Origin of the sequence: Nocardia sp. NPDC057440 (assembly GCF_042802915.1) — a bacterium.
In the GTDB taxonomy this organism is placed as follows: Bacteria; Actinomycetota; Actinomycetes; order Mycobacteriales; family Mycobacteriaceae; genus Nocardia.
This window is the reverse complement of sequence record NZ_JBHVDF010000001.1, coordinates 610,153-631,325: the sequence shown is the minus strand read 5'-3', so window position 1 is coordinate 631,325 and position 21,173 is coordinate 610,153. Positions and strand designations below refer to the sequence as shown.

The following is a 21,173-nucleotide window of genomic DNA, read 5'->3' as shown; positions in this document are numbered from 1 at the left end:
GCCTGCTGCCGTCCATCCTCGGCTACTCGATGTTGGGAATGTACAGCCTCGGAATGCGCTGACGACCTCTGCCCGTAGGCCGGGCACACCGAAGATCGTCCGAAGTGCAGATGCGGTTCCGGCGACCGTGAGGGTATCCTCACCGCGTTCACGACTGCCGTGAACGCGTTCGGTGAGAGAGGTTTCAGGTGAAGATCCCAGGAACGAGGCTGCTGGCACGAATCGTGCTTGCCCTCCTGGCGGTGGCCGCGCTCGCGGTCGCGGTGACCGGTTGTTCGGCAATCAAAGACGCGAGTAAGTCCGATACGGCGAAAGCCAAGGTCGGTGACTGCCTCAACGTCATCAAAGGCTCGGCCGTCGACTCCAAGACCGAGCCGGTCGCTTGCTCGTCGGAGAAGGCCGTGTACAAGATCGTGCAGACCTACGACTCCAAGACCGATTGCTCGGAGGACTACACCTCCTACGAGGAGACCTTGAACGGCGGCACCACCGCGTTCCTGTGCCTCGCGCCGAATTTCAAGCAGGGCAGCTGCTACATCGACAACAAACTCACCGGATACCAGTTCGCGGATTGCACGTCCACCGAGGCCACTTTCCGGGTGATCCAGCGGATCGACGGGCAGGTCGACGAATTGCTTTGTGGCGCGGATTCGGAGCAATTCCTTACCGTCTCCGATCCCAAGACGACTTTCTGCCTCGGCAAGCCGAAGGCCTGAGCTGACGCCGAACCGCTTATTCCAGTAGGGCGACCGATGCGATCCGGTGCAAGGTGAAGTGCCGGACCGCGCCGGTGACCGGGTCCAGCGCATCGAGCTGGCCGTTGCCTACTTTCAACGGCTCGACAACGCGCTGGGTCGCGACCCCCGAAGCATCGACATAGCCGATATTGACCGACCGCCGCACCCGCGCCGCCAACTGCAACAGCGCGAGGGTCGCGGCGGTACTGGTCCGGGTGCCGTCGGTACGCACCGCCTGCCCGTTGCGGGCGCTCGCGGCTCGCTCGCCCGCGCGCAGTTCGGCAACAAGCAATGCCAGCTGTTCGGTGCTCGGTGGTGTCGGCCGATAGGGCTGGCGCGCATTGGGCCTAATCGTGATGCGTGCGCCGCGTGGCCGCAGATCGACGATGGTGCCCGCCGAATCCTCGCCCGCGGGCGCGAATCCGGCCGCTCGTAACTGCTCGAGCAGCTCGCCCAGCGGAGCCTGGGCAATCGCGACGGTGGGGGCGATCGCCCGCAGCGCCAGCGCGGTCGCCACGGGTGCGGCAAGGACCTGCGCGAGGAGCGCAGGGTCGTCGCTGCGCACGAACGACTGCGCCATCCCGGCCCGCAGCTGCCCGTGCCGCCTGGCCACATCGTCGATCAGATAGGTCAGCGCCTGCGGAATCGGCGTGCGGGAGTGCAACGTGAACAGTGCGTGCAGTTCGGCCGCCGTCATACCGGCGTCCAGCGCGCGCCGCACCGAGGTCTCGCCGATCCGGTACACGGTTGCCGCGCCCGCCGATTCGACGTCGGCCACCAACGCGATCTGCTGCTGTAGGTCCGCTGTCAGCGGACCGGGTGCGATGACCGTCAGATCGGCCTGCACCAGTACGTGATCGACGGGGGCAGGCAACGCCGACTCCATGGCGGCCTCGGCGTCGGCGGCGCCGGTCGGTGCGCCGTGCAAGAGCGCCCTGGCCGGTGAGCCGAGGGCGCCACGGCCGGCGAAGCCGAGCGCCGCCGCTTCCAACAGCGTGTTCTCGACCGCCTCCGAGCGAAAGTGCCTGCGCCAGCGCGGTTGCCGCCACGCCATGATCCTGCCGATGTCGGCGGGGTCCAGCGCGGTGCCGGAGGGATACTCGCCGAGCAGGTTCAGCATCGCGCGCCGATCGCGGGGCGCGTGCGGGGTGCGCAGCTCGATCGCCAGCGCCGCCAGCGGCTTGTCGTTGGCGTCGCGCATCCCGATCATCCACGGCATCCGGTCCAGGTCGAGCCAGGCCAGCGCGAGGGTGACCCAGCGTCGGGCGAGTGGGGCCTCGCGCCAGCTGTCGGCGGCGGGCGTCGGCGCCCAGAAGTCATCGGTGGAATCGAATTCCGGCGGCGGATCCGGTAGGCCCTTCTCGACCAGCTTCGCCGCCGCGAGCAGTTCGACGAGCAACCCGGCGCGGGCTTCGTCGACTCCGGTCTGTTTGGCGATGCGACGCAACTCCCGCACCCCGAGCCCGCCCGCCCGCAATGCCGGCGCCGGCGCCTGGCCGAGCGCTTCCAGCACGTCCGCGCAGTGCCGCAACAACTCTCCCACTTCGCCCGCCGCGACCGCGTTGATGTCCGCGGGAGCCAGTTTGCTCAGCCGCGGCTGCGGCGGGGTGAGGGCATGCGGGTGCGTCACCGGTTCGCGCCGCAGCACCTGGCCGACGGTGACCGGCAGTTCGACCGTCTCCTCGTCGATCCAGTGCAGCAGTCTGCGCGTCAGCAACTGCTGGATCGGGCGGTCGGCCGGTGTGCCGGGCGCCGCGTCCCTGCTGCGCCCGCGCGGGCCGGTGGTGGCCAGTTTGTCCAGCAGTGCCCGTTCGGCGGGTGCGATCTGCGCGAGGGCGGCAATCACCTCGGGCTCGGTGAGCGCATCCGGGACCTCGGTGGTGCTGCCGATGGGCCACGGCAGCGCCTCGGCGGCCGCGGGCACCAGACGCAGGTCCTCGCCGTCGGTCCAGACCAGCGCTCGGTCGGTCAATCGCTCCAGCGCGGTATCGAGTGCGGCCGCGCTCACGCGTTCGCTCAGCTGCACGTGCAGTGCGCCGCGCGATAGCGGGGTGGCGGCCCGATCGGAGCGGGTGACGCCGTGTACGGCAAGAGTTTCCACGATCGCGAACTCGAGGGTGGTCAGATCGTCGGTGGCGCGCAGCACCGACGCACGTTGTTCGGCGCGCGCGGCGAGCACCGCCATCGATGAGGGCAGTGGCACGGCCAGATCGGGCCGGAGTTCGAGCAAGGCCACGAGCTGGGCATCGCTGCGGGCGCCGAGCCATCCGGCCAAGGAGTCGGTCGCGGTCATCGAGTCCAGCCTACGGTGCAGCGCAGTTGCTCGCCGGGGCAGGAGTACGCGTTTCGGCACCCCACCTGTATGGCCTCGGACCTATAGCGGCGGGTTAGCATGGGCCGGTGGTGAACAAATCGAAGAAACCCTACGTCGACAATGGCTGGCCCAAGGTGGCCGACGGTGACCATGCGGTAACCGAGCTCTCGTCGGCTCGTTCCGGTGGTCTCTCGCCCTACGGTGAGGACGCCGAGTTTCCGGTGCCGGCCGATCAGCTGCCGTACATGCACCCGAACACGGTGATCAACCGCTGATCATGGGCGGAAAGCCCGCGGACACGAAAAGGCCCCCGCATCTTCGTTGATGCGGGGACCTTTTTCGTGAATGAGATTGTGGCCGAAGCTCAGGAGGGGAGGAGTCCCTTGTTGGCTTCGAAGAAGTTGACGACGTTCGCATCGAGCTTCATGTTGCTCGCCTTGGCGCCACTCAGGAAATCGAGGGCTTCCTGCGGGATCTGCACACCCTGCGCCTGAACAACGGCGACGGCGCGGTCGACCGCGGAGAAGACCTGCTGCGAGCTGTCTGCCGGCTGCACCTCGAGCGGGGTCTGCTCGGCGGGCTGCCAGCGCGGCGCGGCGTCCGGCGACTTCGGTGCGGTGCGCACGGTGGGTGCGCTGCTCAGTCCGAGGTTGGACGAGCAGGAGGGCCAAGCGCCCCAGCCTTGGGTGGCGAGGACCTTCTCGGCGACAACGATCTGCTGTTCGCGGCTGGCCTGGTTAGCGGTCGCGGCGTACTCGTCGCCTCCGTGCGCGTTCCAGGTGCTCGGCGAGAACTGCAACCCGCCCTGGAAACCGTTGCCGGTGTTGATACCCCAGTTGCCGCCTGCCTCGCACTGCGCGAGGCGATCCCAGTCGGAGTCCGGCGCCGCGGCGGCGTTGCCGGCAAGGGCTACACCCGCGGTGCCGATGATGGCGCCGGTGACGGCGACCTTGGCAACAGTGCGCCCGGTGGAGGTTGGCTTGCGATGGCGTCCACTCATATCGGGTTCTTCTGCCTCTCCTACGCACCTGCAAGTGGCCCGGACTGAGAGGTCGTCCGTCCGCCCTCACCCCTACTTCCGTCGGGGTCCGGTACCCGCGGGGTGAGGCTTGGTGCGGCGGGCCGGTGGTTGCCGGGTGTCCCGGCTGGGTAAGACGGTACGACGATCGCCGCGAAAAATCACTATTTGGTAACCGGCGTGTGCGGATGGGTCTCGGTGCGGTCTCGGTATGTCCCCCAATGCTTTCGCGCAGCTGGGAAGTGGTGCGAACCGGCCGATAGAGGGCCGTCACCACTCCGTGACCTCCCCGTTATGTGACGAGGATCACACTGATGATTCGGTAACGATCGGCTCGGGTAACCGGGTTCGCGTCAGCGGGAACGGCGACCGGACCACAGCGCGTACCCCACGCCGACCAGGAATCCGAGCGGCGCGAGCATGGCGATCAGGTATAGCCAGAGCCCCGGCGCGGCATCGCTGAGTATCGGCGTCAGAAATATCGCGACAATCGCCAGCAAGCCGATCGCGAAAAGGCCGAGTGCGAGGTGCAACAGCCGATCGCTCGAGCGGCGCGGAGACCCGCTCGGAGGCGGTGGCGCGGAAGGGTTCGTCACTCGAAGACCGTAAAACTGATGTGCTTGCGTTATTGGCACCGGGGTAGACTCGATGCCTATCGCGTCCTGCATGCTGTGGGGCGCGTTCTTTTCGCAAACTGACAGGACCTCTCTCGCGATGTTTCGCGCGGTGGGTCCCGGGCAGACGGGTGTGCTCGGCCCGATGGGGGCCGAGTTTCGATGACGAACGGGTGATGGCAGTGCCGACCGGCAGGGTTAAGTGGTACGACGTCGAAAAGGGCTTCGGCTTCCTTTCCCAGGACGAGGGTGAGGACGTCTACGTTCGTTCCTCAGCGCTGCCCGAGGGCATCGAATCGCTCAAGCCTGGCCAGCGTGTCGAATTCGGCATGGCCGCAGGCCGTCGCGGGCCGCAGGCGCTGAGCCTGAAGGTGCTCGAGGCGCCGCCGTCGGTCCGTCAGGGCCAGGAGCGCGAGCGTGGCGCACACCGGGAGCCTGTCGTCCGTAAGCACACGCCGGACGAACTGCACGGGATGGTCGAGGACATGATCACCCTGCTCGAGGCCAAGGTGCAGCCGGACCTGCGCAAGGGCAAGTACCCGGATCGCAAGACCGCGCAACGCATTTCCGAGGTCGTCCGCGCTGTCGCGCGCGAGCTGGATCACTGAGCGGGCCGGCTCGCCGGGCCGCGAATGCGCCCGGCGAGTCGGCCACCTCGCGAAACCGGTGATGGCACAGGGGGTCCCGCGTAGGGTTCCTACGCGGTGCTGATCGACCAGGCGGCGTGCGGGAGGTAGAACTCTTGGCCCGTCTCGTCTTTGGCGAGGATGGGCAGTTGCATCTCGACGCCGATCAGGCGCAGGTCCGGCTCCGGCTTCGAGTCGATGGTCAGGTTGAGCGCACCCTTGGGGTAGTCGTTGCGGCTGACGATCCGGTCCACTGTGTCGCCGTTGGGCAGCGCGTAGACCAGTCGGGCGATCCACGGCGCATCCGCGATCTTCGTGGGCAGCGACATCTGCAGCGGATACCCCGCGGGCACCTCCAGGTGGAATGTCTTGCCGGTCTGGCAATCCGGCGTCGACTCACCACAAGGCAGTCGGGAGAAGATCGAGCCCACGTCAGCGTTGCCGCCGCGCTCCGGCAGGATTCGGCAGTCCTGCATCAGTGGTGTGCAATAGCCGTACGGCCGCACCGTGATGGCGGTGCCGTGCGCGTAGGCGGTGATCTCCGGCTCGCTCTCGGGGGCGTTGCGGATCAGTACCGCGAGGACGCCGACGAAGGCGACGACGAACACCAGTGCGGCGGCTGTGCCGAGCGCGATGAGGGTGCGGGTCCCTGGCTTGCTCACGACTGCGCCTCGCCGGCGTAGGGCTCCGTTCTGAGCGGAGCTGTGTTCGTGGCTAGCTCGCTGCGCTCGTTCACGATTGTGCCTCGCTGACGCTCGGCTCCGTCGTGAACGGGGCCGCTGTGTTTGTGGGCTCGCTGCGCTCGCTCACTAGATGGGATCTCCTATCCCTCGTTGGATGCGTTGGGTGTCGCCACCGCGTTGCCTGCCTGCCTCGGGAGCATGCGGCCGAGCGTGTGCAATTTCCTGCTCGGCATGCTGTGGCCGGTTGCCGCCCAGACCTGGTAGCAGGGAGTGACCTCGAAAGCTGACGAAGGTCTGGACCAGTCCGACGACGAGTATCGCCGACACCACCGCGAAACCCTTCCAATAGTCGGTCGGCAGCAGCACACCGGCCGCGCCGCCGACCACCCAGCTGAGCTGCAGCACGGTCTCCGACCGGCCGAAGCCGGAGGCGATCGACTCCGGCGGCAGGTCGTCCTGGATCGAGGCGTCGAGCGAGACCTTCGCCAGCGCGCTCGCCCCGGCCGCGACCAGTGTCGCCGCCGCCGCGCCGAGCAGGTTGTTCGCGAACACCGCGAACAGCGCGATGAGGGTGCACGCCGCGGTGCAGCCGACCACGATCAGGGAGGGCTTGCCGAGTTTGAGGCGAGCGCCGGTGGCGTTGCCGGTGAAGTTGCCGATGGCCGCGGCGACGCCGACCACACCGAGCATGGCCGCCTGCTGGACGCCACCGTGCTCGGTCGCCTTGGCGACGAAGGCGACATAGAAGGTCAGGAATCCGGTCAGCACGCGGATGGCGCTGTTGCCCCACAGCCCGGTGACGACCGATCGGCCGAGCGGCTGCCTGCGCTTGCGCGGCGGGACGGTGGCTTCCTTGGCCGGATCGAGCACTTCGGTGTTGGCGTGGTAGCTGAGAGTCGCGGGGACCTCGCCCTCGGTGACTTCGACCCAGCGCGGAATGCGCAGGCTCAGATAGGCGCCCGCGACGGCGATCGCGGTGGCGAAAATCAGTGCGCCCGTTGAGCTCGCTATCGCGGCGGCGAGTGCGGCGATAGCGCCCGCGCCGATGGTGCCGCCGACCAGACCGAAGACGGTGAGCCGAGAGTTGGTGCGCACCAGATCGATATCCGGCGGCAGCACGCGTGGCGTCACCGCGCTCTTGAGCACCGAGAACGATTTGCTTCCGACCATCATGCACAGGGCGAGCGGATAGAGCGCCCAGGTGTCGAAGGCCACGATCAGCGCCACAGTCACCACTGCGCGCAGAGCGAACGAGGTGGCGAGCGCGAGCCTGCGGCCGCGCTGCAGGCGGTCGAGCAGCGGTCCGATGAGCGGTGCGATCACCGCGAACGGCGCGATGGTGATCAGCAGGTACAGCGCGACCTTCGACTTGCTCTCCGCGCTCGCGCTTGCGAAGAACAGCGTGTTGGCAAGGGCGACCGCGATGGCGGCGTCGAGGGCGAAGTTCGCCATCGTGGCGTAGGTCAGCGCGGTGAGGCCCGACTTGTCCGCGCCGTCGGCCTTCGCCGCGCGCTGGAAGGAGGCGATACCGCGCATGGTCAGCTCTTGGCCGCGCATCGCGGCGACCCTGGTGACGGTTAGCTTGCGGGGTTGGCGTTGCTCGCCGGGCTCGTTCGCGGCGTTGTTCTCCGCCGGCTCGGCGTACTCGCCGGGTTCTGGTGGCTGCGGCGGTTGTTTGCGCATGTCGGGGGCGGATCGATCGTGCGAACTCGGCATGCGGCGGGTGTCGGACTCCGCGGGGTCGGCCGGTTCGGGCCGGGTTTCGGGTAGTCGCCGGGTGTCGAATTCGGGCGGCCGCCCCGCGGGTGGCGGTTGACGGCGGCCGTGCTCGGGGTCGAGCGGCGGCAGCGGCCGCCGCGGCGAAGGTGCGTTGGGCGGCGGATATCGGTCGAAACCGGGGTGCCGTTGTATCGGCGGGGCCTCCTCACCTTCCCGCGGACCATGGTCAGGGCCGGAGGGATCGCGGGGAGTATTCACGCATCAATTCTGACTCATCCGTCTCTTCGCGTCTCAGGCCGGACGTCCGGTGTGGGAAGTGTGTTGCCGGGCAGGCGGCCCAATGCTCGGCGGATTTCCTGGCGTCCCCGGCGCGTCGCCCGCGTACTCACGAAACCAGTCGTTGCGTGGCAACATGATTGGGAGCCCGCCGTGTTCAGGCGGGCACAAATCGGACCTCGAACATGGTCGGCCAATACTTGCCGGTGAGCAGGAAGCGGTCGGTGCCGGGGATGTGGGCGATTCCGTTGAGCACGCCGGTGGAGGCGCGGGCGGTGGGTGCGAGCAGGCCGCTGGCATCGATATCGGCGAGTACCCGGCCGGTGTCGGGATCGATGCGCAGGATCGTGTCGGTGGGGTAGTCGTTGGCGTACACCGAACCGTCGGCGGCGCAATCGAGTTCGTTCAGGTGTGTGTTGCGGCGGCCGGTGAGGGTGACAGTGCCGGTCGGCGCGAAGGTGACCGGGTCGCGAAAGGTGAGTGTGCCGGTGCCGTCGCTCATCACCAGCCTGCCCGCGCGGGTGCAGATGCCCCAGCCCTCGCCGTCGTAGGCGACGCGGCCGCGTTCGGCCAGTGTCCGCGGGTCTCTGGCGAAGGCGACCCGGTCCTTCCAGGTGATCTGCCAGAGGATGCTCCCGGCCGGCGTCACGCCCTCGCCGAAGTACGGTGCGGGCAGATCGACGCGCGCCAGTTCGGCCCCGGTGGTCAGATCGGTCGCGCGGATATTCGACGCGCCCGGCTTGCCCGTGCCTTCGTAGAGCACGTTGCCGTCGATGTCGAGGCCCTGGGTGAACGCCGACGGATCGTGCGGACGGGTGCCGATGACCTCGAATTTCATCCGTTGCGGTTGGTCGTCTGCGCTCCCGCAGCCGGTCGATGCGAGCAAGCTGACCAGTACTGTGACGGCCAACGAACGCCGATTGCGCTCCATACGGCAAAATGTAGGCCGTGAGCGCAGTTTCTGTTTCGGAGTCCGGCGTGTGGCCGATCCTGGCCGATGCCGTCGACGTGGCCCGTCGAGCGCTCGTGGAGTTGGAGCCCGCCGGGGTCGGCGCGCATTTGGGGGTGACCGCGGAGGACGAGAGTGCGGCGACGCACCGCTTCGAAGCCACCCTGCCCGGCTACCGCGGCTGGCAGTGGGCCGTCGTCGTCGCGGCCGCACCCGGTGCGACCTACGCCACGGTCAGCGAGTCGGCCTTGCTGCCCGGCCCGGACGCATTGGTCGCGCCCGATTTCGTGCCGTGGGAGCAGCGGGTTCGGCCCGGCGATCTGGCGCCGGGCGATCTGCTCGCTCCGCTGTCCAACGACCCCCGGCTGGTGCCGGGGTACGTCGCCAACGGCGACCCAGCCGTCGACGAGGTCGCCCGCGACATCGGCCTCGGCCGCCCCAGGGTGCTGAGCCTCGAGGGCCGGGAGGACGCGGCCGAGCGCTGGTACGCCGAGTTCGGCCCCGACACCGAGATGGCCAAGGCGGCCCCGTCCACCTGCGGCCTCTGCGGCTTCTACCTGCCACTGGCAGGCGCCATGCGCGCCGCCTTCGGCGTGTGTGGCAATGCGATGGGCGCCGACGGCCGAGTGGTGCACGTCGAATACGGCTGCGGCGCGCACTCCGACACCGTCGTCCCCACCGGCGGCGGCTCTCCGCTCTACGAGGCCTACGACGACGCGGCGTTCGACGTGATCACCTCGGATGCCCCACGCACGCCGACATCGGAGTCGGCGCAGTCCACAGCCGCGACGGATACCGAGCCATCGACTACTGAGGCCGATTCGAGCGCCATCACAGCCGCAACCGCGGCGGAATCCGACACAGCGATCGATTCGGCCGGTGCCGAGGTCGATTCGACTGTGGGCGCGGCGGGTGATGTTCCGGCTGGGCCGAGCACGGTGGGCGGGTCGGATGCTGCCGTCCCGGCGCCTGCCGAGGTCGAGCCGACTGCCGAGGCGGCGTCGAGTGCCGACTTGGCTGGTGGTGTCGTGGCTGGGCCGAGCACGGTGACCGAGTCCGAGGCTGTTCCGGCTGGCTCGACTGCTGCTGCCGAGGCGGAATCCAGCGGCGAGCCGGCTTCGAGCGCCGCTTCGGATTCGACTGCGGAGCAGTCGCTGAGCGTGGAGCCTGTCGAGGCCGCGGGTAACGCGGATGAGCCGGGTGTCGAACGGCCGGGGCCCGAATCATCGGCACGGAGCTGATCGCCGCGGCCGAGGCGTCCGATCCGTTCGGCACCTCGGCGTTGCGCGGCGCGGTCCTCGCCGCGTGGCGCGATTCGCCGACCCGGCTGCGCGAGGATGCCGCCACCGAGGCGGACCTGGTGCGGGCGGGGTATCGGGATCGACTGCTGACGGAGTTGGCGCAGAATGCCGCCGATGCCGCGGCGAAGGCGGGCGTGCCGGGCCGCCTGGTCGTCCGGTTCGACGGGCACACCCTGTGCATCTCGAATAGCGGTGCGCCACTGGATATTTCCGGTGTGCACGCGCTGACCGCACTGCGCGCCTCCGCGAAGGCGAATCCGGCCGCAAGTGTCGGCCGGTTCGGCGTCGGCTTCACCGCGGTGCTGTCGGTGAGCGAGGACATCGAGGTGCGCTCGACCACGGGCTCGCTGCGCTTCTCGCGCGAGAACACCTGGAACGCATTGCGCGACAACGCAATCGACGTGCCGGACACGGGCGGCGATTTCGCCCCGCCGGTGCTGCGTCTCGCCTGGCCGAGCCCCGCCGCCCCCACCGACGGCGACACCGAAGTGGTGCTGCGCCTGCGCGACGATATCGATCACGATGCGCTGCTCGCCGGGATGCGCGCCGAAGCCGTCGACCTGCTGCTGGAACTGCCCGCCCTGCACAGCATCCGAATCGGTGATGATGAGCTGACCGCCACGATCACGGATCTCGGCGCCACCGACCCGGAGCGGACCGGCTTGCGTGAGCTGCGCATCGCCGGCCAGGACCGCGACCAGATCTGGTGGGAGTACCGGACTCGCCGCGCCCGCTGGCTGCTTCCGGTTCGCGACGGCCGACCGGTGACCACTACCCCGGATGTCCTCCGAGCCCCCACCCGATCCGACGAGGAGCTGTCGCTACCGGCGCTCCTGATCGCCGACATCCCCATGCAGCCAGACCGCCGCCGCCTGCTCCCCGGCGCCCATGTCACCGAACTGGCAACGGGATACAGCGATTTCGCCGGTGCCCTCCCGCTCCGTGACCGCCTCATCCTGGTTCCGGTACCCGGCTTCGCACGCAGCGAGCCCGACGCCCTGCTCCGCGAAGCACTGATCCGCGAACTCCAGACCCACCCCTGGCTCCCGGTGGTAACCGGCCTCTCCGATGCGCCCTCGGCCGCCATCGGTGACGTGGATTCGCTGTGGGCCGAGCCCTTCTCGGAAAGCGCCGCCACTCGACTCGAGTCCGCCGTTGACAGTGCCCCGCCCCGCCCCGGTGCTGCCTCGGCCGACGAAGAATTCAGTGCTGCACCGGAGTCGGCCGACGACACGCCCCCGACCGCCGCGTCGCTGAGCGCCGTCGATCGCGCTGGTGCCACGACAGGTGGCCGAGGCGGCGTGGATTCGCCGTTGGGCGGGGAAGTGTCGGCGTCCGATCGTGTGTCGGCGGGTGTGGCAAGCCCCGCCGAGGTGTCTGGTTCGGCTGCTGGCGGCCGAGACGACGTGGCATCACCAGTGAGTCCAGGATTGCTCGATGAGGGCGCTGCTGTCGCCGAGGGCCTGGGAATTGCGGGGGGCCGGGCACTGTCGGGGCCCGCGGTGGGGACGGCTGTGCCGACTCGGGCGAGCGTGTTCGCCGGGCTCACGGCGGAGCTGGCCGGGCTGATCGATGATGTGGTCGGGCCGTTGGTGATTCCGGAGTTGTCCGGGCGTGCGCACAGTGAGGCGCTCGGTGTGCTGGATGTGCATCGATTGGGGCTGGCTCGGCTCGCCGAGTTGTCGGGTGGGTTGGAGCGGTCGCCGCAGTGGTGGTGTTCGCTGTATGCGGCGCTGGAGCCGTTTGTCGTCGATCCGCTGGCCGCCGAGGAGTTGGGGGCGCTTGCGGTGCCGCTGGCCGATGGGCGGCTCGTGACCGGGCCGCGCACAGTGGTTTTGGACGATCGGCTCGCCGACCCCATTCCGGTGCACTGGGCGCGGCTCGTGCATCCGGAGGCGGCGCATCCACTGCTGGCTCGGTTGGGAGCGCGTACCGCCACCGCCGAGGACTTGCTGAGTGATCCGGGGCTGCGCGCCGAGCTGGAGGATCAGCCCGGCGATCCGGATACCGCGGACGCGGTGCTTCGGCTCGCGGTCACTGCCGATCCGCTCGCCTTGCCTTCCTGGCTCGGGTTGCTCGAATTGCCGGATAGCTCAGGGGAATTGCTGCCCGCCGATGAGCTGCTGCTGCCGGGTGCTCCACTGCGTGAGTTGTTGATCGAGGATTCGCCGTTCGGGACCGCGGCCGAGGATCTGGTCGAGGGCTACGGCGCGGAGGCGCTGCGAGCTGTCGGCGTCGGCTGGGACTTCAGCATTGTCGTCGAGGCGGATCCGACCGGCCCAGACCATCATCTGGACGACGAGGAACACTGGTGGTCGGGCCTGCCGGAGGATCCGCCGGAGCTGGCCGCCGTCCGCGACCTGGACCTGGTGGCCGAGACCGCCTGGCCGCAGGCGCTGCGGCAGTTGGCTTCCGGTGATCGCACCCGACGGCTGCTCGCCGATCCCGACGGCTACACCGCATGGTGGCTGCGCAGGCACGCCCGCGTGGATGGCACGGTGCTCGGATTGCTCCGGCACCCCGCCGACACCGAATTCACCGGCCTGCTCACCGAATTCGCCGCTCCCGGCCTCCGCCCCCAGGACATCGACGCCTTGCGCGCAGTCCTGGCCGACCCCGACGCCATCACCCCGGATCTGGCCGCCGCCCTCCTGGCGGCCCTCGCTGATCCGGCGAAAACTCCTGCACCCGAAGTTATTTCGCGGACCCACGCACGATTGGCCGCTGCGGTGGCGGCAGGCCGTCTCGACCTGGCCGACCTCGATTTGCCCGATCGCGTGCGCGCATTGTCCGGCGCGGTGGTCGACCCCAGCGCGGCGTTCGTGCTCGACCAGCCGTGGTTCGGCCTCGCCCTGCCGCCGCAAAGCCTTGTCGTCGGCGATGTCGATACGGCCCGTGCCTTGGCGACCTTGCTCGATCTGCCGCTTGTCTCCGAGGCCGTCACCGCCGAAGTGCTCGGCGCCGGCCGCCGGACAACGTGGTCGGCCGAACCGCTCGGTGTGGTTCTGCGCCAACTCTTCACACTCGCACCGCAGCAAGGCGAGCTGGTGGTGCACGACGACCTTCGGATACGTCTGCGCGGCGCCGCGACCGCCACGGTCGCCGTTCCGTGGTGGCGGGAGGGCACAACCACGCATGTGCGCATGCCGCAAGCGCGGGACTGATTGTTCGTCGGTCGGACCGTAGCTCGCCGCGGGCGGGATATCCGCTGCCGCCCGGCGCGCTACGGCAGCTCGCCTATTCCGCGTAGTTCGACACCATCTCACTGAGCAGGTCCAGCTGCCCGCGAACGCTCTCACTGTCGTTGTCCACCAGCCAGCGCAACACGATCCCGTCGATCACACTGAGGGTGAACCGGCTCAGGTCGTGCACCGGCATCGTGAACCGGCTTCCGGTCGCATCGCGCGCGTGATCGAGGATGTCGGCGACGGTGGAGTCGTTGAATGCGTACTGTTCGCGCGCAATCGCGAGTTTCGCCGGTGTTTGTTCGCCCTCGCGAAGTGCGTAAGTCGTCGTTTCGTAAGTGAGTAGCTGTCGTTCCGGTGTGGCTTCAATGTTCAGCCACATCAGTTCGAGTCCGGCGCGCACCAATTTCTGAAGCGCTTCTTTTCCACTTCCGACGTCTTGCCAAACTGTTTCATTGGCGTCGACAGAATCGCGTAATTCCATCGACAACGCTTTGACCAGCTCGGTCATCAGCGCGTCCTTGTTTTCGAAACAGTAATGCACCACACCGAGCGAAACGCCTGCCGCCTGAGCCACATCGCGCGTGGTCACGCCCGCCACGCCTTTTTTCTCGGCAAGGCCGATGGCTGCCTCGATAAGGTGGGCCCTTCGTTCTTCGACGCTCAATCGGGAGGACACCTCTGGGAGTTAAGCGTTCAAGATGCGTGCAGTCAATTCGCGCGGCGAAAAATCTCGACTGGACGAGCGTCCAGTTGTGTGGTTCGCTGCAGAGCGGGATCGAAGGGAGACGCGTATGCCGGTGTCACGAAGGACGGTTTTGGCCCGAACTGTGGCGGGTTCGGCCACGGTGGCTACCGCGGCAGCAGTGGCCACCCTGCCGGGCGTAACTACGGCATTGAGTGCGTCCGCCGCGGCGGCACCGGGGTCCGGCGGATACCTCATCGGCATCGGCATTTCCGATATCACGGGTCCGGCCGCCGAATGCGGAATGATGGGCTACTCGCAGTTCGAGCAGCAGACCGCGGGCATCCACCTGCGCCCGCGCGCCCGCGCGTTCATCATCGCCGCCGCCGAGCGGCGAATCGTGTTCGCGGTCGCGGAGAACGGCATGATCTTCCAGTCCGTGCACCGCGGCGTCCTGCTCGAGCTCGCTCGACGCTTCGGCGACCTCTACACCGAGCAGAATGTGTTGCTCACCTCGACGCACTCGCACGCGACCTGCGGCGGCTCCAGCAACGATTACGCATACAACCTGTCGATCCTCGGTTTTCAGCAGCAGGTCTACGACGCCGAAGTGCACGGCATCGTGGAGGCGATCGCCGCCGCGCACGCGGATCTCGGTCCTGGCTCGCTCGCGCTCGGCCGTGGCGAACTGCACGACGCCAGTGTCAACCGGTCCCGCGTCGCCTTCGACCGCAACCCTGATGCGGACAAACAGTATTTCCCGCAGGCCATCGATCCGGCGGTCACCGCGCTGTCGATCGTCAAGGGTGGCAGACAGGTCGGCGCCATCACCTGGTTCGCGACTCACAACACCTCGATGACCAACCAGAACCGGTTGATCAGCGCGGATAACAAGGGCTACGCGTCTTTCTCGTTCGAGCACATCGAACACGGCGTCCGATACCTCGACGGCGCTGCCGATTTCATCGCCGCCTTCGCCCAGACCAACGCGGGCGACATGTCGCCGAACCTGAACCTGAGCCCGGGCTCCGGCCCCACCGAGGACGAGTTCGAGAACACCCGCATCCTCGGTGAGCGGCAGTACCACGCGGCGAAAGCCGCACTCGCCGAGGCGAAGTCGCTGGCCGGACCGGTCGACTCGATGCTCTGTTATATCGACCTCGCAGACATCGCCGTCGACGGTCGCTTCACTCCGGATGGACTGCCGCGCCACACCGCCCCCGCCGCCGCGGGCGTTTCGCTCATCGCGGGCAGCACCGAGGACGGCCCCGGTTTGCCGGGGATTCCCATTCCGGAGGGTGTGCGCAACCCGCTCATCGACGCGCTCGGCAACCCCAACGTCCCGGCGCCGGCGTGGCTCGAGGATGCCCAGGCGCCCAAGGCGATCGTCGCGCCGCTCGGCCTGCTGCCGCCGGTGCCGTGGGTGCCGAGCGTGGTGCCCATCCAGATCGTCCGCATCGGTGAGCTCTACCTGGCGGGTGGCGGCGGAGAATTCACCATCGTCTCAGGTCTGCGGATTCGCCGCGCGGTGGCGGCGGCCCTCGGCGTCTCGCTGGAGCAGGTGCTCATGCAGGGTTACGCGAATGCCTACCACGAATATGTCACCACCCCAGAGGAATACGACTCCCAGCAGTACGAGGGCGGGTCAACCCTGTTCGGGCGCTATACCCTGAGTGCCTATCTGCAGGAATTCACCCGGCTGGCAACGGCTTTCGCCGCACGTCAGCAGGTTCCCCGCGGTCCGGCCCCGCGTGACGTGTCCGCTATGCAGCCGAATTTCCAGCCCGCGCCGGGCCCCGACGCCACGCCGCCCGGCCGCACCTTCGGTGACGTGCTGGTCCAGCCCGCCGCGACCGCGGCCCGCGGCGCCGGAGTCGCCGCCGAATTCGTTTCCGCACACCCGAAGCACAATCCACGCCGCAACGGCACCTTCCTGGAAGTGCAGCGGCGCAACAGTTCCGGCGAGTGGGTGCGCGTCGCCAACGAGGGCGAGTGGGCAGTGCGCTTCTACTGGAGCAAGCGCGGTTCCGCCGCCTCCGTGGCCCGCTTCACCTGGGACGTCCCGTCCGATGCGACGCCGGGCCGATACCGCCTGCAGCACTACGCGGACAGCCTGAGCCCGAACGGCACACTGCACCCGTTCACCGGCACCACCGACGAATTCGACGTGGTCTGACGCTAGAGGCCGGTTTGCGCGCCTTTGTCGCCGCGCCGCGCGCCACGGCGCTGGATCGCGAAGATCGTGTACCCGAGCAGACCGACGGCCAGCCCCATGAGACACACCGGGCGGGCCGACTCCCAACGCTCGCCACTGGCCCACACCACCACCGTGGCGATCAGCCACAGCGCGCTGCCAACGGCGAGTACCGGCCGTGGATCGGTGAGCCGCTGCGGGATCTCGGGCACTTTCTGCGTCACCGCCCCAGGGTAGCTGCGAGAACAGTCGTCCCGCAGCCAACAGGTCCCGTATCGTTTGCCACTGTGACGACGCCATCGGATGTTCGAGCTCTCGCTGGTGAGCTGTCGCTTGCGGTGGTGCGTTTGACGCGACATCTGCGGGGGCGGCGCGCCGATGCGCAAATTTCGCTGACCCAGCTGTCCGCGCTGGCCACTCTGCACCGGGACGGCGCGATGACGCCGGGCGCTCTCGCGGCCAAGGAGCGCGTGCAGCCGCCGTCGATGACGCGGGTGATCGCCTCACTGTCGGACCTGGAGTTGGTCGAGCGCAAGCCGCACCCGACCGACGGCAGGCAGATTATCGTCTCGCTGTCGGATGCGGGCCGTGCGTTGATCGCCGATGAGACCAGTGCCCGCGAGGCCTGGATGACCGAGCAGCTTTCCACCCTGACCGACGAGCAGCTGGTCGTTTTGACCAGGGCCGTCGCCATCATGAAGCAACTCGTCACCGAGTCCGAATAACCCCGGGCAGCGACCCCCTGCTATCCGGCGTTGCTGGAGCTATCGTGCGCCGAAGGGCTGGTCGCTGTCGACGATCTCGCGGCCGAGTGGGAACAGCGACAGCGGGATCAGCTTGATATTCGCCCATCCGAACGGGATTCCGATAATCGAGATGAACAGCGGGATGCTGGTGAGCAGGTGGCCGAGCGCGAGCCACCAGCCCGCCACGACGAACCAGATGATGTTGCCGAGCAGCGAACCCGCGCCCGCGCCAGGCTTCTCCACGGTGGTCCGCCCGAACGGCCACAGCGCGTAGGCCGCGATCCGGAACGACGCGATGCCCCACGGGATCGTGATGATCAGGATGCAGCAGATGATGCCGGCGAGGATGTAGCCCAGTGCCATCCAGAACCCGACGAACACCAGCCAGAGCACGTTGAGGATGAGCTGAATCGGCTTCATGTGCTCCAGCATGCCAGCAGACCGGCAATTCGGGCATCACTCCTGGGGACTACATCGTCTCGGGGACAGACCCTGATGCGGGATCAGGTTGACCCGTCTACCAGCGCCGATACGGCTGCACGCGCCGGCAGCGGCCATGATCCCGGAACCGGTGCCCAAGGTGTCGGGACGAGGTGTCAGAAGAACCAGCCGAGAACCGCGTCGCGCTCGGCCCCGAACGCTTCGTCGAGCGCGCGTACCTGCCCGGAATCCTTGGCGTGCAACCGGTTCGCGGCGGCGAACACCCGCGCCGGATACGCGCCGAGGTACATGCTGCCGAGCACGTCGATGCCGAGTTCGATGTCGGCGGTACGGGTGGTCGGCGCACAGTCGGCGACACCGTCGCGTACCCGCAGTGCGAAGACACCGCCCGCGTTCCGGAACGGGTCGGTCACTGCGAGTACGACATCCAGGTCGCGCGGATACGAGCGCGCGCCGAGCGCGGCCGGGACATCCATGAGCCGCAACCAGAGTCCGTCGTAGCGGTTGTCGGTCCGCACCTGTCTCGGATCGGTCAGCAGGTAGGGGAGCGGGTCGTTGTCGGGGAGTTCGGCCTCGATCCTGGTGACGAGATCCAGTCCGCAGAGCGTCCGCCACAGTGCGGCATGGGCTTCGGCGGTCACCGTCCGGATCTCGACCACACTGGCGGTTTTGACGGAGTCCCGGTAGTGGTACCGGTACAACACGTAGCCGTCCTGGTGCAGGAGCGCGTAAAGATCGGTGCCGCCGTCCCGGAAACGCTCGGGGTCGAGGAAGGTGGCCTCCCAGCGTGCATCGGGTCGCACTTGCGCGCCGGGGGTCAGCCTGCGCCACCGGTCGTAGATCGCCCGCACCCGTTCGGTCGACTCGGCGAGTATCGCCAGTTCCACGCCGCCGGGATTCGGTGCGGAAGGCCGGAACTCGGCGAAGCGCCGATCGATGTGCACGGCGTTTTCCCGGATCGCGGGCCCGTATCCGAACCGTCCGTAGATGCCGCCCTGGCTCGCGGTGAAGATCGTCAACGGCGGCCCGGCCGCCTCGATCCGTCGATGCTGTTCGGCGTACATCGCGCGCAGAATCCCGCGCCGTCGATGCGTGGGCGCCACGGCGACCCCGGCGATTCCGCAGGCCGCGACGGTCCGCTCGCCCGGCACCGTCAACGTCATCTCCGTTGACTCCACATGCCCGACCACCCGGTCGCCGTCCACCGCGACAATCGCGTTCTCCGGCGGAAACAGCCGCCGATACGGCTCCCGCAACGCCTCGTCGGGTCGCATCCCGAAGGCCGTCTGGACCACGAGCCCGATCCCGGCCGCATCGTCCTCGGTAGCCGATCGAATGGTGATACCGGGTATCAGCGTCATACCTGGACGATCCCACGGACCCGCGCCCGCTCGCACCCAATTTTCCGCCGGTGTGCCGCTCCGGCCGCCGTCCGCGTTGGATCTGCCGGTCGAAGCGGGCGGGCACCGGTGTCGATGTCGGCGGTGCGGCCCGGCAGGATGTGTTCTTGTGGCCGAAGTGATCGATATCGACGACCCCGCCGATCCGCGGGTCGATGACTTTCGCGACCTCAAGTCCGCTGATCGGCGGCCCGACCTGCCTGGGCGCAAGGGGCTGGTCATCGCGGAGGGGGTCGTCGTGGTGCAACGGATGCTCGGCTCGCGGTTCCGGCCGAGTGCGTTGCTCGGGGTGGATAAGCGGCGCGACGAGCTCGCGGCCGATCTCGCCGGTGTCGACGTGCCGTATTACCGGGCGAGTGCCGAGGTGATGGCGCAGGTGGTGGGGTTTCACCTCAATCGCGGGGTGCTCGCCGTGGCCCAGCGTCCCGCCGAACTGACCGTGGGCGAGGCGCTCGACGGGGCGCGGACGGTGGCGGTGCTGGAAGGCGTCAACGATCACGAGAACCTCGGATCGATGTTCCGGAACGCGGCGGGGTTGGGGGCCGAGGCGATTCTGTTCGGGGACCGATGCGCCGATCCGCTGTATCGGCGGGCCGTGCGGGTGTCGATGGGCCATGTGCTCCGAGTGCCGTTCGCGCAACTCCCGCACTGGCCAGGCGGACTGGATATGCTGCGAGACAAGGGATTCCAGATCATCGCGCTGACGCCTGATCCGGCTGCGATGAATCTGGCGACGGCGATGACGGGGGAGCGGGTGGCCTTGCTTTTGGGTGCGGAGGGACCCGGGTTGACCGAGGAGGCCATGCAGGCCACCGATATCCGCGCCAGAATTCCGATGTCGCCGGGCACCGACTCGTTGAATGTCGCTACCGCGGCGGCAATGGCGTTCTATGAACGGGTGCGGACATCGTGAACGAGGGATGGTCGTGAACTACCTGCCGAACGGGGCGTACCGGCCCTATCCGCCCTACCAGGACCCGACGCCGTGGGCCGCCGGGGTCACCGTCGCCGTCATGGTGGGATTGCTGACGGCGGTCGCGGTGTACGCGTTCGGTGACGCGTTGGCGCAAGTGCATCCGATACTCGCGGTGGTGGTGAACCTCGTCGCGGCCGGCGGGGCCGCACCGACGGCCTGGCGCTGGCGCTACGCTCCGGTGACCCGTTGGGTGCTCGCCGGTGGTGCGGCCGGTGTGCTGCTCGGCTGGCTGGCGCTGCTGTTCGGCGGGTTGGCGGCATAAGGCGCGCCGGCCCGGCCCGCGCTCGTCGGTACGCGGGCTCGACCGGACTGCGATCAGATGGCGGCGTTGCCGGTCAGGAGACCCGGTCCCGGCCGCGCAGCCAACTGAAAAGGCCGCGTCTGCGTTTCGCGTCGATGTCTGTCTCCTCGTCCCTGGGCACCAGGGTCGCCGGGTCCGGTGCTTGGCCCTTCGGGTACAGGGTGAAACCGCACACCGAGATATCGCCGGGCATCAGCGCGCCGTCGGTCGCGGGCTCGCGGTAGTGGAATCCGAGCCACTGATGATTGGCGGCGTCGGCGAAGTCGGGTGGATCGAAAGGCAGCGTCTGCGGGTCGGGCAGGTCGCCGGGATACCACTGCACTGGATGATCGCCCGCCCAGTAGGGGCGCTCCCACACCAGCGGCAGGCCCTCGTCTTCGAGAATGTTGACCCGCGTCGAACTGAAGGCGCGCCGGAATTCGCCACGCTCCCAATGCGCGAACGCGCCCCAGCCGTGCGCGGCGTCGAACGCGACGAGATAGGTGTGATCGGAGGCCAGCGGCCGGACGAGTAGTTCGGGCAGCGCCGTCGGATGCACCAACGCCGCCTGCGTCGAACACACCACGGTGACACCGGGATAGCAGCCGATGTACACCTCGTCGACGTCGGGACCGGCGCAACCACCGAGTGTGCCGACCATGATCGGCAACACATCTCGGTCGGCGTGCAGCTGCTTGGCTAGGGCAAGTGCCGCATCCGGGTCCGGATCGTGGTTCGCGCGCAGTACCGCCAATGGATCGAGTGCGTCGACGTACCAGAGGGACGAAGCTTTGGACAGCATTTCCGGCACCTCCCGATGGTTGCACGAAACAGCTCCGCGAACTTCGAGCAACTCTCGGTGATCTTGACAACGTGCTGTCACCTCGAACCGCCCAACGCCGACAAAACCACTCGACGGCACACCGGAAATCTACCCGTACTTGACCGCGAAGGGCGCAGCTTCCGGCCGCGAACACGCCAGCGGCCCAAGAAATCCACGATCGAGGCGTCCCAGCAACCTCAGTATCG

Annotated in this window: 20 protein-coding genes; 9 read left to right on the top strand and 11 right to left on the bottom strand. The window is 68.2% G+C overall.

Annotation, left to right across the window (positions count from 1 at the left end):
* Window positions 1-188: 188 nt before the first annotated feature.
* Entirely contained in the window at window positions 189-716 is a 528-nt protein-coding gene (locus tag ACFU4Z_RS02665) for a hypothetical protein (RefSeq protein WP_379059180.1), read from the top strand.
* 16 nt (window positions 717-732) lie between these two features.
* On the opposite strand, the gene ACFU4Z_RS02660 is transcribed toward ACFU4Z_RS02665, so the two are convergent.
* Window positions 733-3,030, bottom strand: coding sequence for a helicase-associated domain-containing protein (locus ACFU4Z_RS02660; RefSeq protein ID WP_379059179.1), 2,298 nt, complete (start codon window positions 3,028-3,030; stop codon window positions 733-735).
* A 107-nt stretch (window positions 3,031-3,137) separates the two neighbouring features.
* On the opposite strand from ACFU4Z_RS02660, the gene ACFU4Z_RS02655 reads away from it, so the two are divergent.
* Entirely contained in the window at window positions 3,138-3,326 is a 189-nt protein-coding gene (locus tag ACFU4Z_RS02655; protein ID WP_379059178.1) for a hypothetical protein, read from the top strand.
* A gap of 89 nt (window positions 3,327-3,415) precedes the next feature.
* Here the strand turns inward: ACFU4Z_RS02655 and ACFU4Z_RS02650 are convergent, their stop codons facing one another.
* Window positions 3,416-4,051, bottom strand: coding sequence for a resuscitation-promoting factor Rpf1 domain-containing protein (locus ACFU4Z_RS02650; RefSeq protein WP_379059176.1), 636 nt, complete (start codon window positions 4,049-4,051; stop codon window positions 3,416-3,418).
* Between the two features lie 371 nt (window positions 4,052-4,422).
* Complete coding sequence (locus ACFU4Z_RS02645) at window positions 4,423-4,665, bottom strand: hypothetical protein (RefSeq protein ID WP_379059174.1); 243 nt, start codon at window positions 4,663-4,665, stop codon at window positions 4,423-4,425.
* A 200-nt stretch (window positions 4,666-4,865) separates the two neighbouring features.
* On the opposite strand from ACFU4Z_RS02645, the gene ACFU4Z_RS02640 reads away from it, so the two are divergent.
* Window positions 4,866-5,291 (top strand): cold-shock protein, encoded by a 426-nt coding sequence (locus tag ACFU4Z_RS02640; protein WP_379059309.1) that lies wholly within the window; start codon window positions 4,866-4,868, stop codon window positions 5,289-5,291.
* An 89-nt stretch (window positions 5,292-5,380) separates the two neighbouring features.
* On the opposite strand, the gene ACFU4Z_RS02635 is transcribed toward ACFU4Z_RS02640, so the two are convergent.
* From ACFU4Z_RS02635 to ACFU4Z_RS02625, 3 genes are all read right to left on the bottom strand, one after another.
* Entirely contained in the window at window positions 5,381-5,971 is a 591-nt protein-coding gene (locus ACFU4Z_RS02635; RefSeq protein ID WP_379059172.1) for a DUF2771 domain-containing protein, read from the bottom strand.
* A 147-nt stretch (window positions 5,972-6,118) separates the two neighbouring features.
* Window positions 6,119-7,969: an MFS transporter gene (locus ACFU4Z_RS02630; RefSeq protein ID WP_379059170.1), complete on the bottom strand. Its 1,851-nt coding sequence runs from the start codon at window positions 7,967-7,969 to the stop codon at window positions 6,119-6,121.
* A 175-nt stretch (window positions 7,970-8,144) separates the two neighbouring features.
* Window positions 8,145-8,918, bottom strand: a complete 774-nt coding sequence (locus ACFU4Z_RS02625; RefSeq protein ID WP_379059168.1) for a glutaminyl-peptide cyclotransferase — start codon at window positions 8,916-8,918, stop codon at window positions 8,145-8,147.
* Window positions 8,919-8,935: 17 nt separating this feature from the next.
* Between ACFU4Z_RS02625 and ACFU4Z_RS02620 the strand changes: the two genes are divergently transcribed.
* Both ACFU4Z_RS02620 and ACFU4Z_RS02615 read left to right on the top strand, forming a co-directional pair.
* Window positions 8,936-10,177, top strand: a complete 1,242-nt coding sequence (locus ACFU4Z_RS02620) for a DUF3027 domain-containing protein (protein WP_379059166.1) — start codon at window positions 8,936-8,938, stop codon at window positions 10,175-10,177.
* 41 nt (window positions 10,178-10,218) lie between these two features.
* Window positions 10,219-13,401 (top strand): sacsin N-terminal ATP-binding-like domain-containing protein, encoded by a 3,183-nt coding sequence (locus ACFU4Z_RS02615; RefSeq protein ID WP_379059164.1) that lies wholly within the window; start codon window positions 10,219-10,221, stop codon window positions 13,399-13,401.
* A gap of 73 nt (window positions 13,402-13,474) precedes the next feature.
* Here the strand turns inward: ACFU4Z_RS02615 and ACFU4Z_RS02610 are convergent, their stop codons facing one another.
* On the bottom strand, window positions 13,475-14,089 hold the full coding sequence (locus ACFU4Z_RS02610) for a TetR/AcrR family transcriptional regulator (protein WP_379059163.1): 615 nt from the start codon (window positions 14,087-14,089) through the stop codon (window positions 13,475-13,477).
* A gap of 127 nt (window positions 14,090-14,216) precedes the next feature.
* Here ACFU4Z_RS02610 and ACFU4Z_RS02605 point away from each other — a divergent pair, with 127 nt between their 5' ends.
* Entirely contained in the window at window positions 14,217-16,283 is a 2,067-nt protein-coding gene (locus ACFU4Z_RS02605; protein ID WP_379059162.1) for a neutral/alkaline ceramidase, read from the top strand.
* Window positions 16,284-16,285: 2 nt separating this feature from the next.
* Here ACFU4Z_RS02605 and ACFU4Z_RS02600 read toward each other — a convergent pair whose 3' ends face one another.
* The gene (locus tag ACFU4Z_RS02600) at window positions 16,286-16,525 is read right to left on the bottom strand and encodes a DUF2530 domain-containing protein (RefSeq protein ID WP_379059161.1); all 240 of its coding nucleotides are present in this window, start codon (window positions 16,523-16,525) and stop codon (window positions 16,286-16,288) included.
* Between the two features lie 63 nt (window positions 16,526-16,588).
* On the opposite strand from ACFU4Z_RS02600, the gene ACFU4Z_RS02595 reads away from it, so the two are divergent.
* Entirely contained in the window at window positions 16,589-17,026 is a 438-nt protein-coding gene (locus tag ACFU4Z_RS02595) for a MarR family winged helix-turn-helix transcriptional regulator (RefSeq protein ID WP_379059160.1), read from the top strand.
* A 39-nt stretch (window positions 17,027-17,065) separates the two neighbouring features.
* Here the strand turns inward: ACFU4Z_RS02595 and ACFU4Z_RS02590 are convergent, their stop codons facing one another.
* Together ACFU4Z_RS02590 and ACFU4Z_RS02585 are read right to left on the bottom strand one after the other, a co-directional pair.
* Entirely contained in the window at window positions 17,066-17,467 is a 402-nt protein-coding gene (locus ACFU4Z_RS02590; protein WP_379059159.1) for a YccF domain-containing protein, read from the bottom strand.
* Window positions 17,468-17,643: 176 nt separating this feature from the next.
* Window positions 17,644-18,849, bottom strand: a complete 1,206-nt coding sequence (locus ACFU4Z_RS02585; RefSeq protein ID WP_379059157.1) for a GNAT family N-acetyltransferase — start codon at window positions 18,847-18,849, stop codon at window positions 17,644-17,646.
* Window positions 18,850-18,997: 148 nt separating this feature from the next.
* On the opposite strand from ACFU4Z_RS02585, the gene ACFU4Z_RS02580 reads away from it, so the two are divergent.
* Complete coding sequence (locus tag ACFU4Z_RS02580; RefSeq protein WP_379059156.1) at window positions 18,998-19,801, top strand: TrmH family RNA methyltransferase; 804 nt, start codon at window positions 18,998-19,000, stop codon at window positions 19,799-19,801.
* Between the two features lie 13 nt (window positions 19,802-19,814).
* Complete coding sequence (locus ACFU4Z_RS02575; protein WP_379059154.1) at window positions 19,815-20,126, top strand: DUF2537 domain-containing protein; 312 nt, start codon at window positions 19,815-19,817, stop codon at window positions 20,124-20,126.
* Between the two features lie 73 nt (window positions 20,127-20,199).
* On the opposite strand, the gene ACFU4Z_RS02570 is transcribed toward ACFU4Z_RS02575, so the two are convergent.
* Window positions 20,200-20,946 carry a DUF6928 family protein gene (locus tag ACFU4Z_RS02570; protein WP_379059152.1) on the bottom strand — a complete coding sequence of 249 codons (747 nt, stop codon included), beginning with the start codon at window positions 20,944-20,946 and terminating at the stop codon, window positions 20,200-20,202.
* Window positions 20,947-21,173 lie beyond the last annotated feature (227 nt).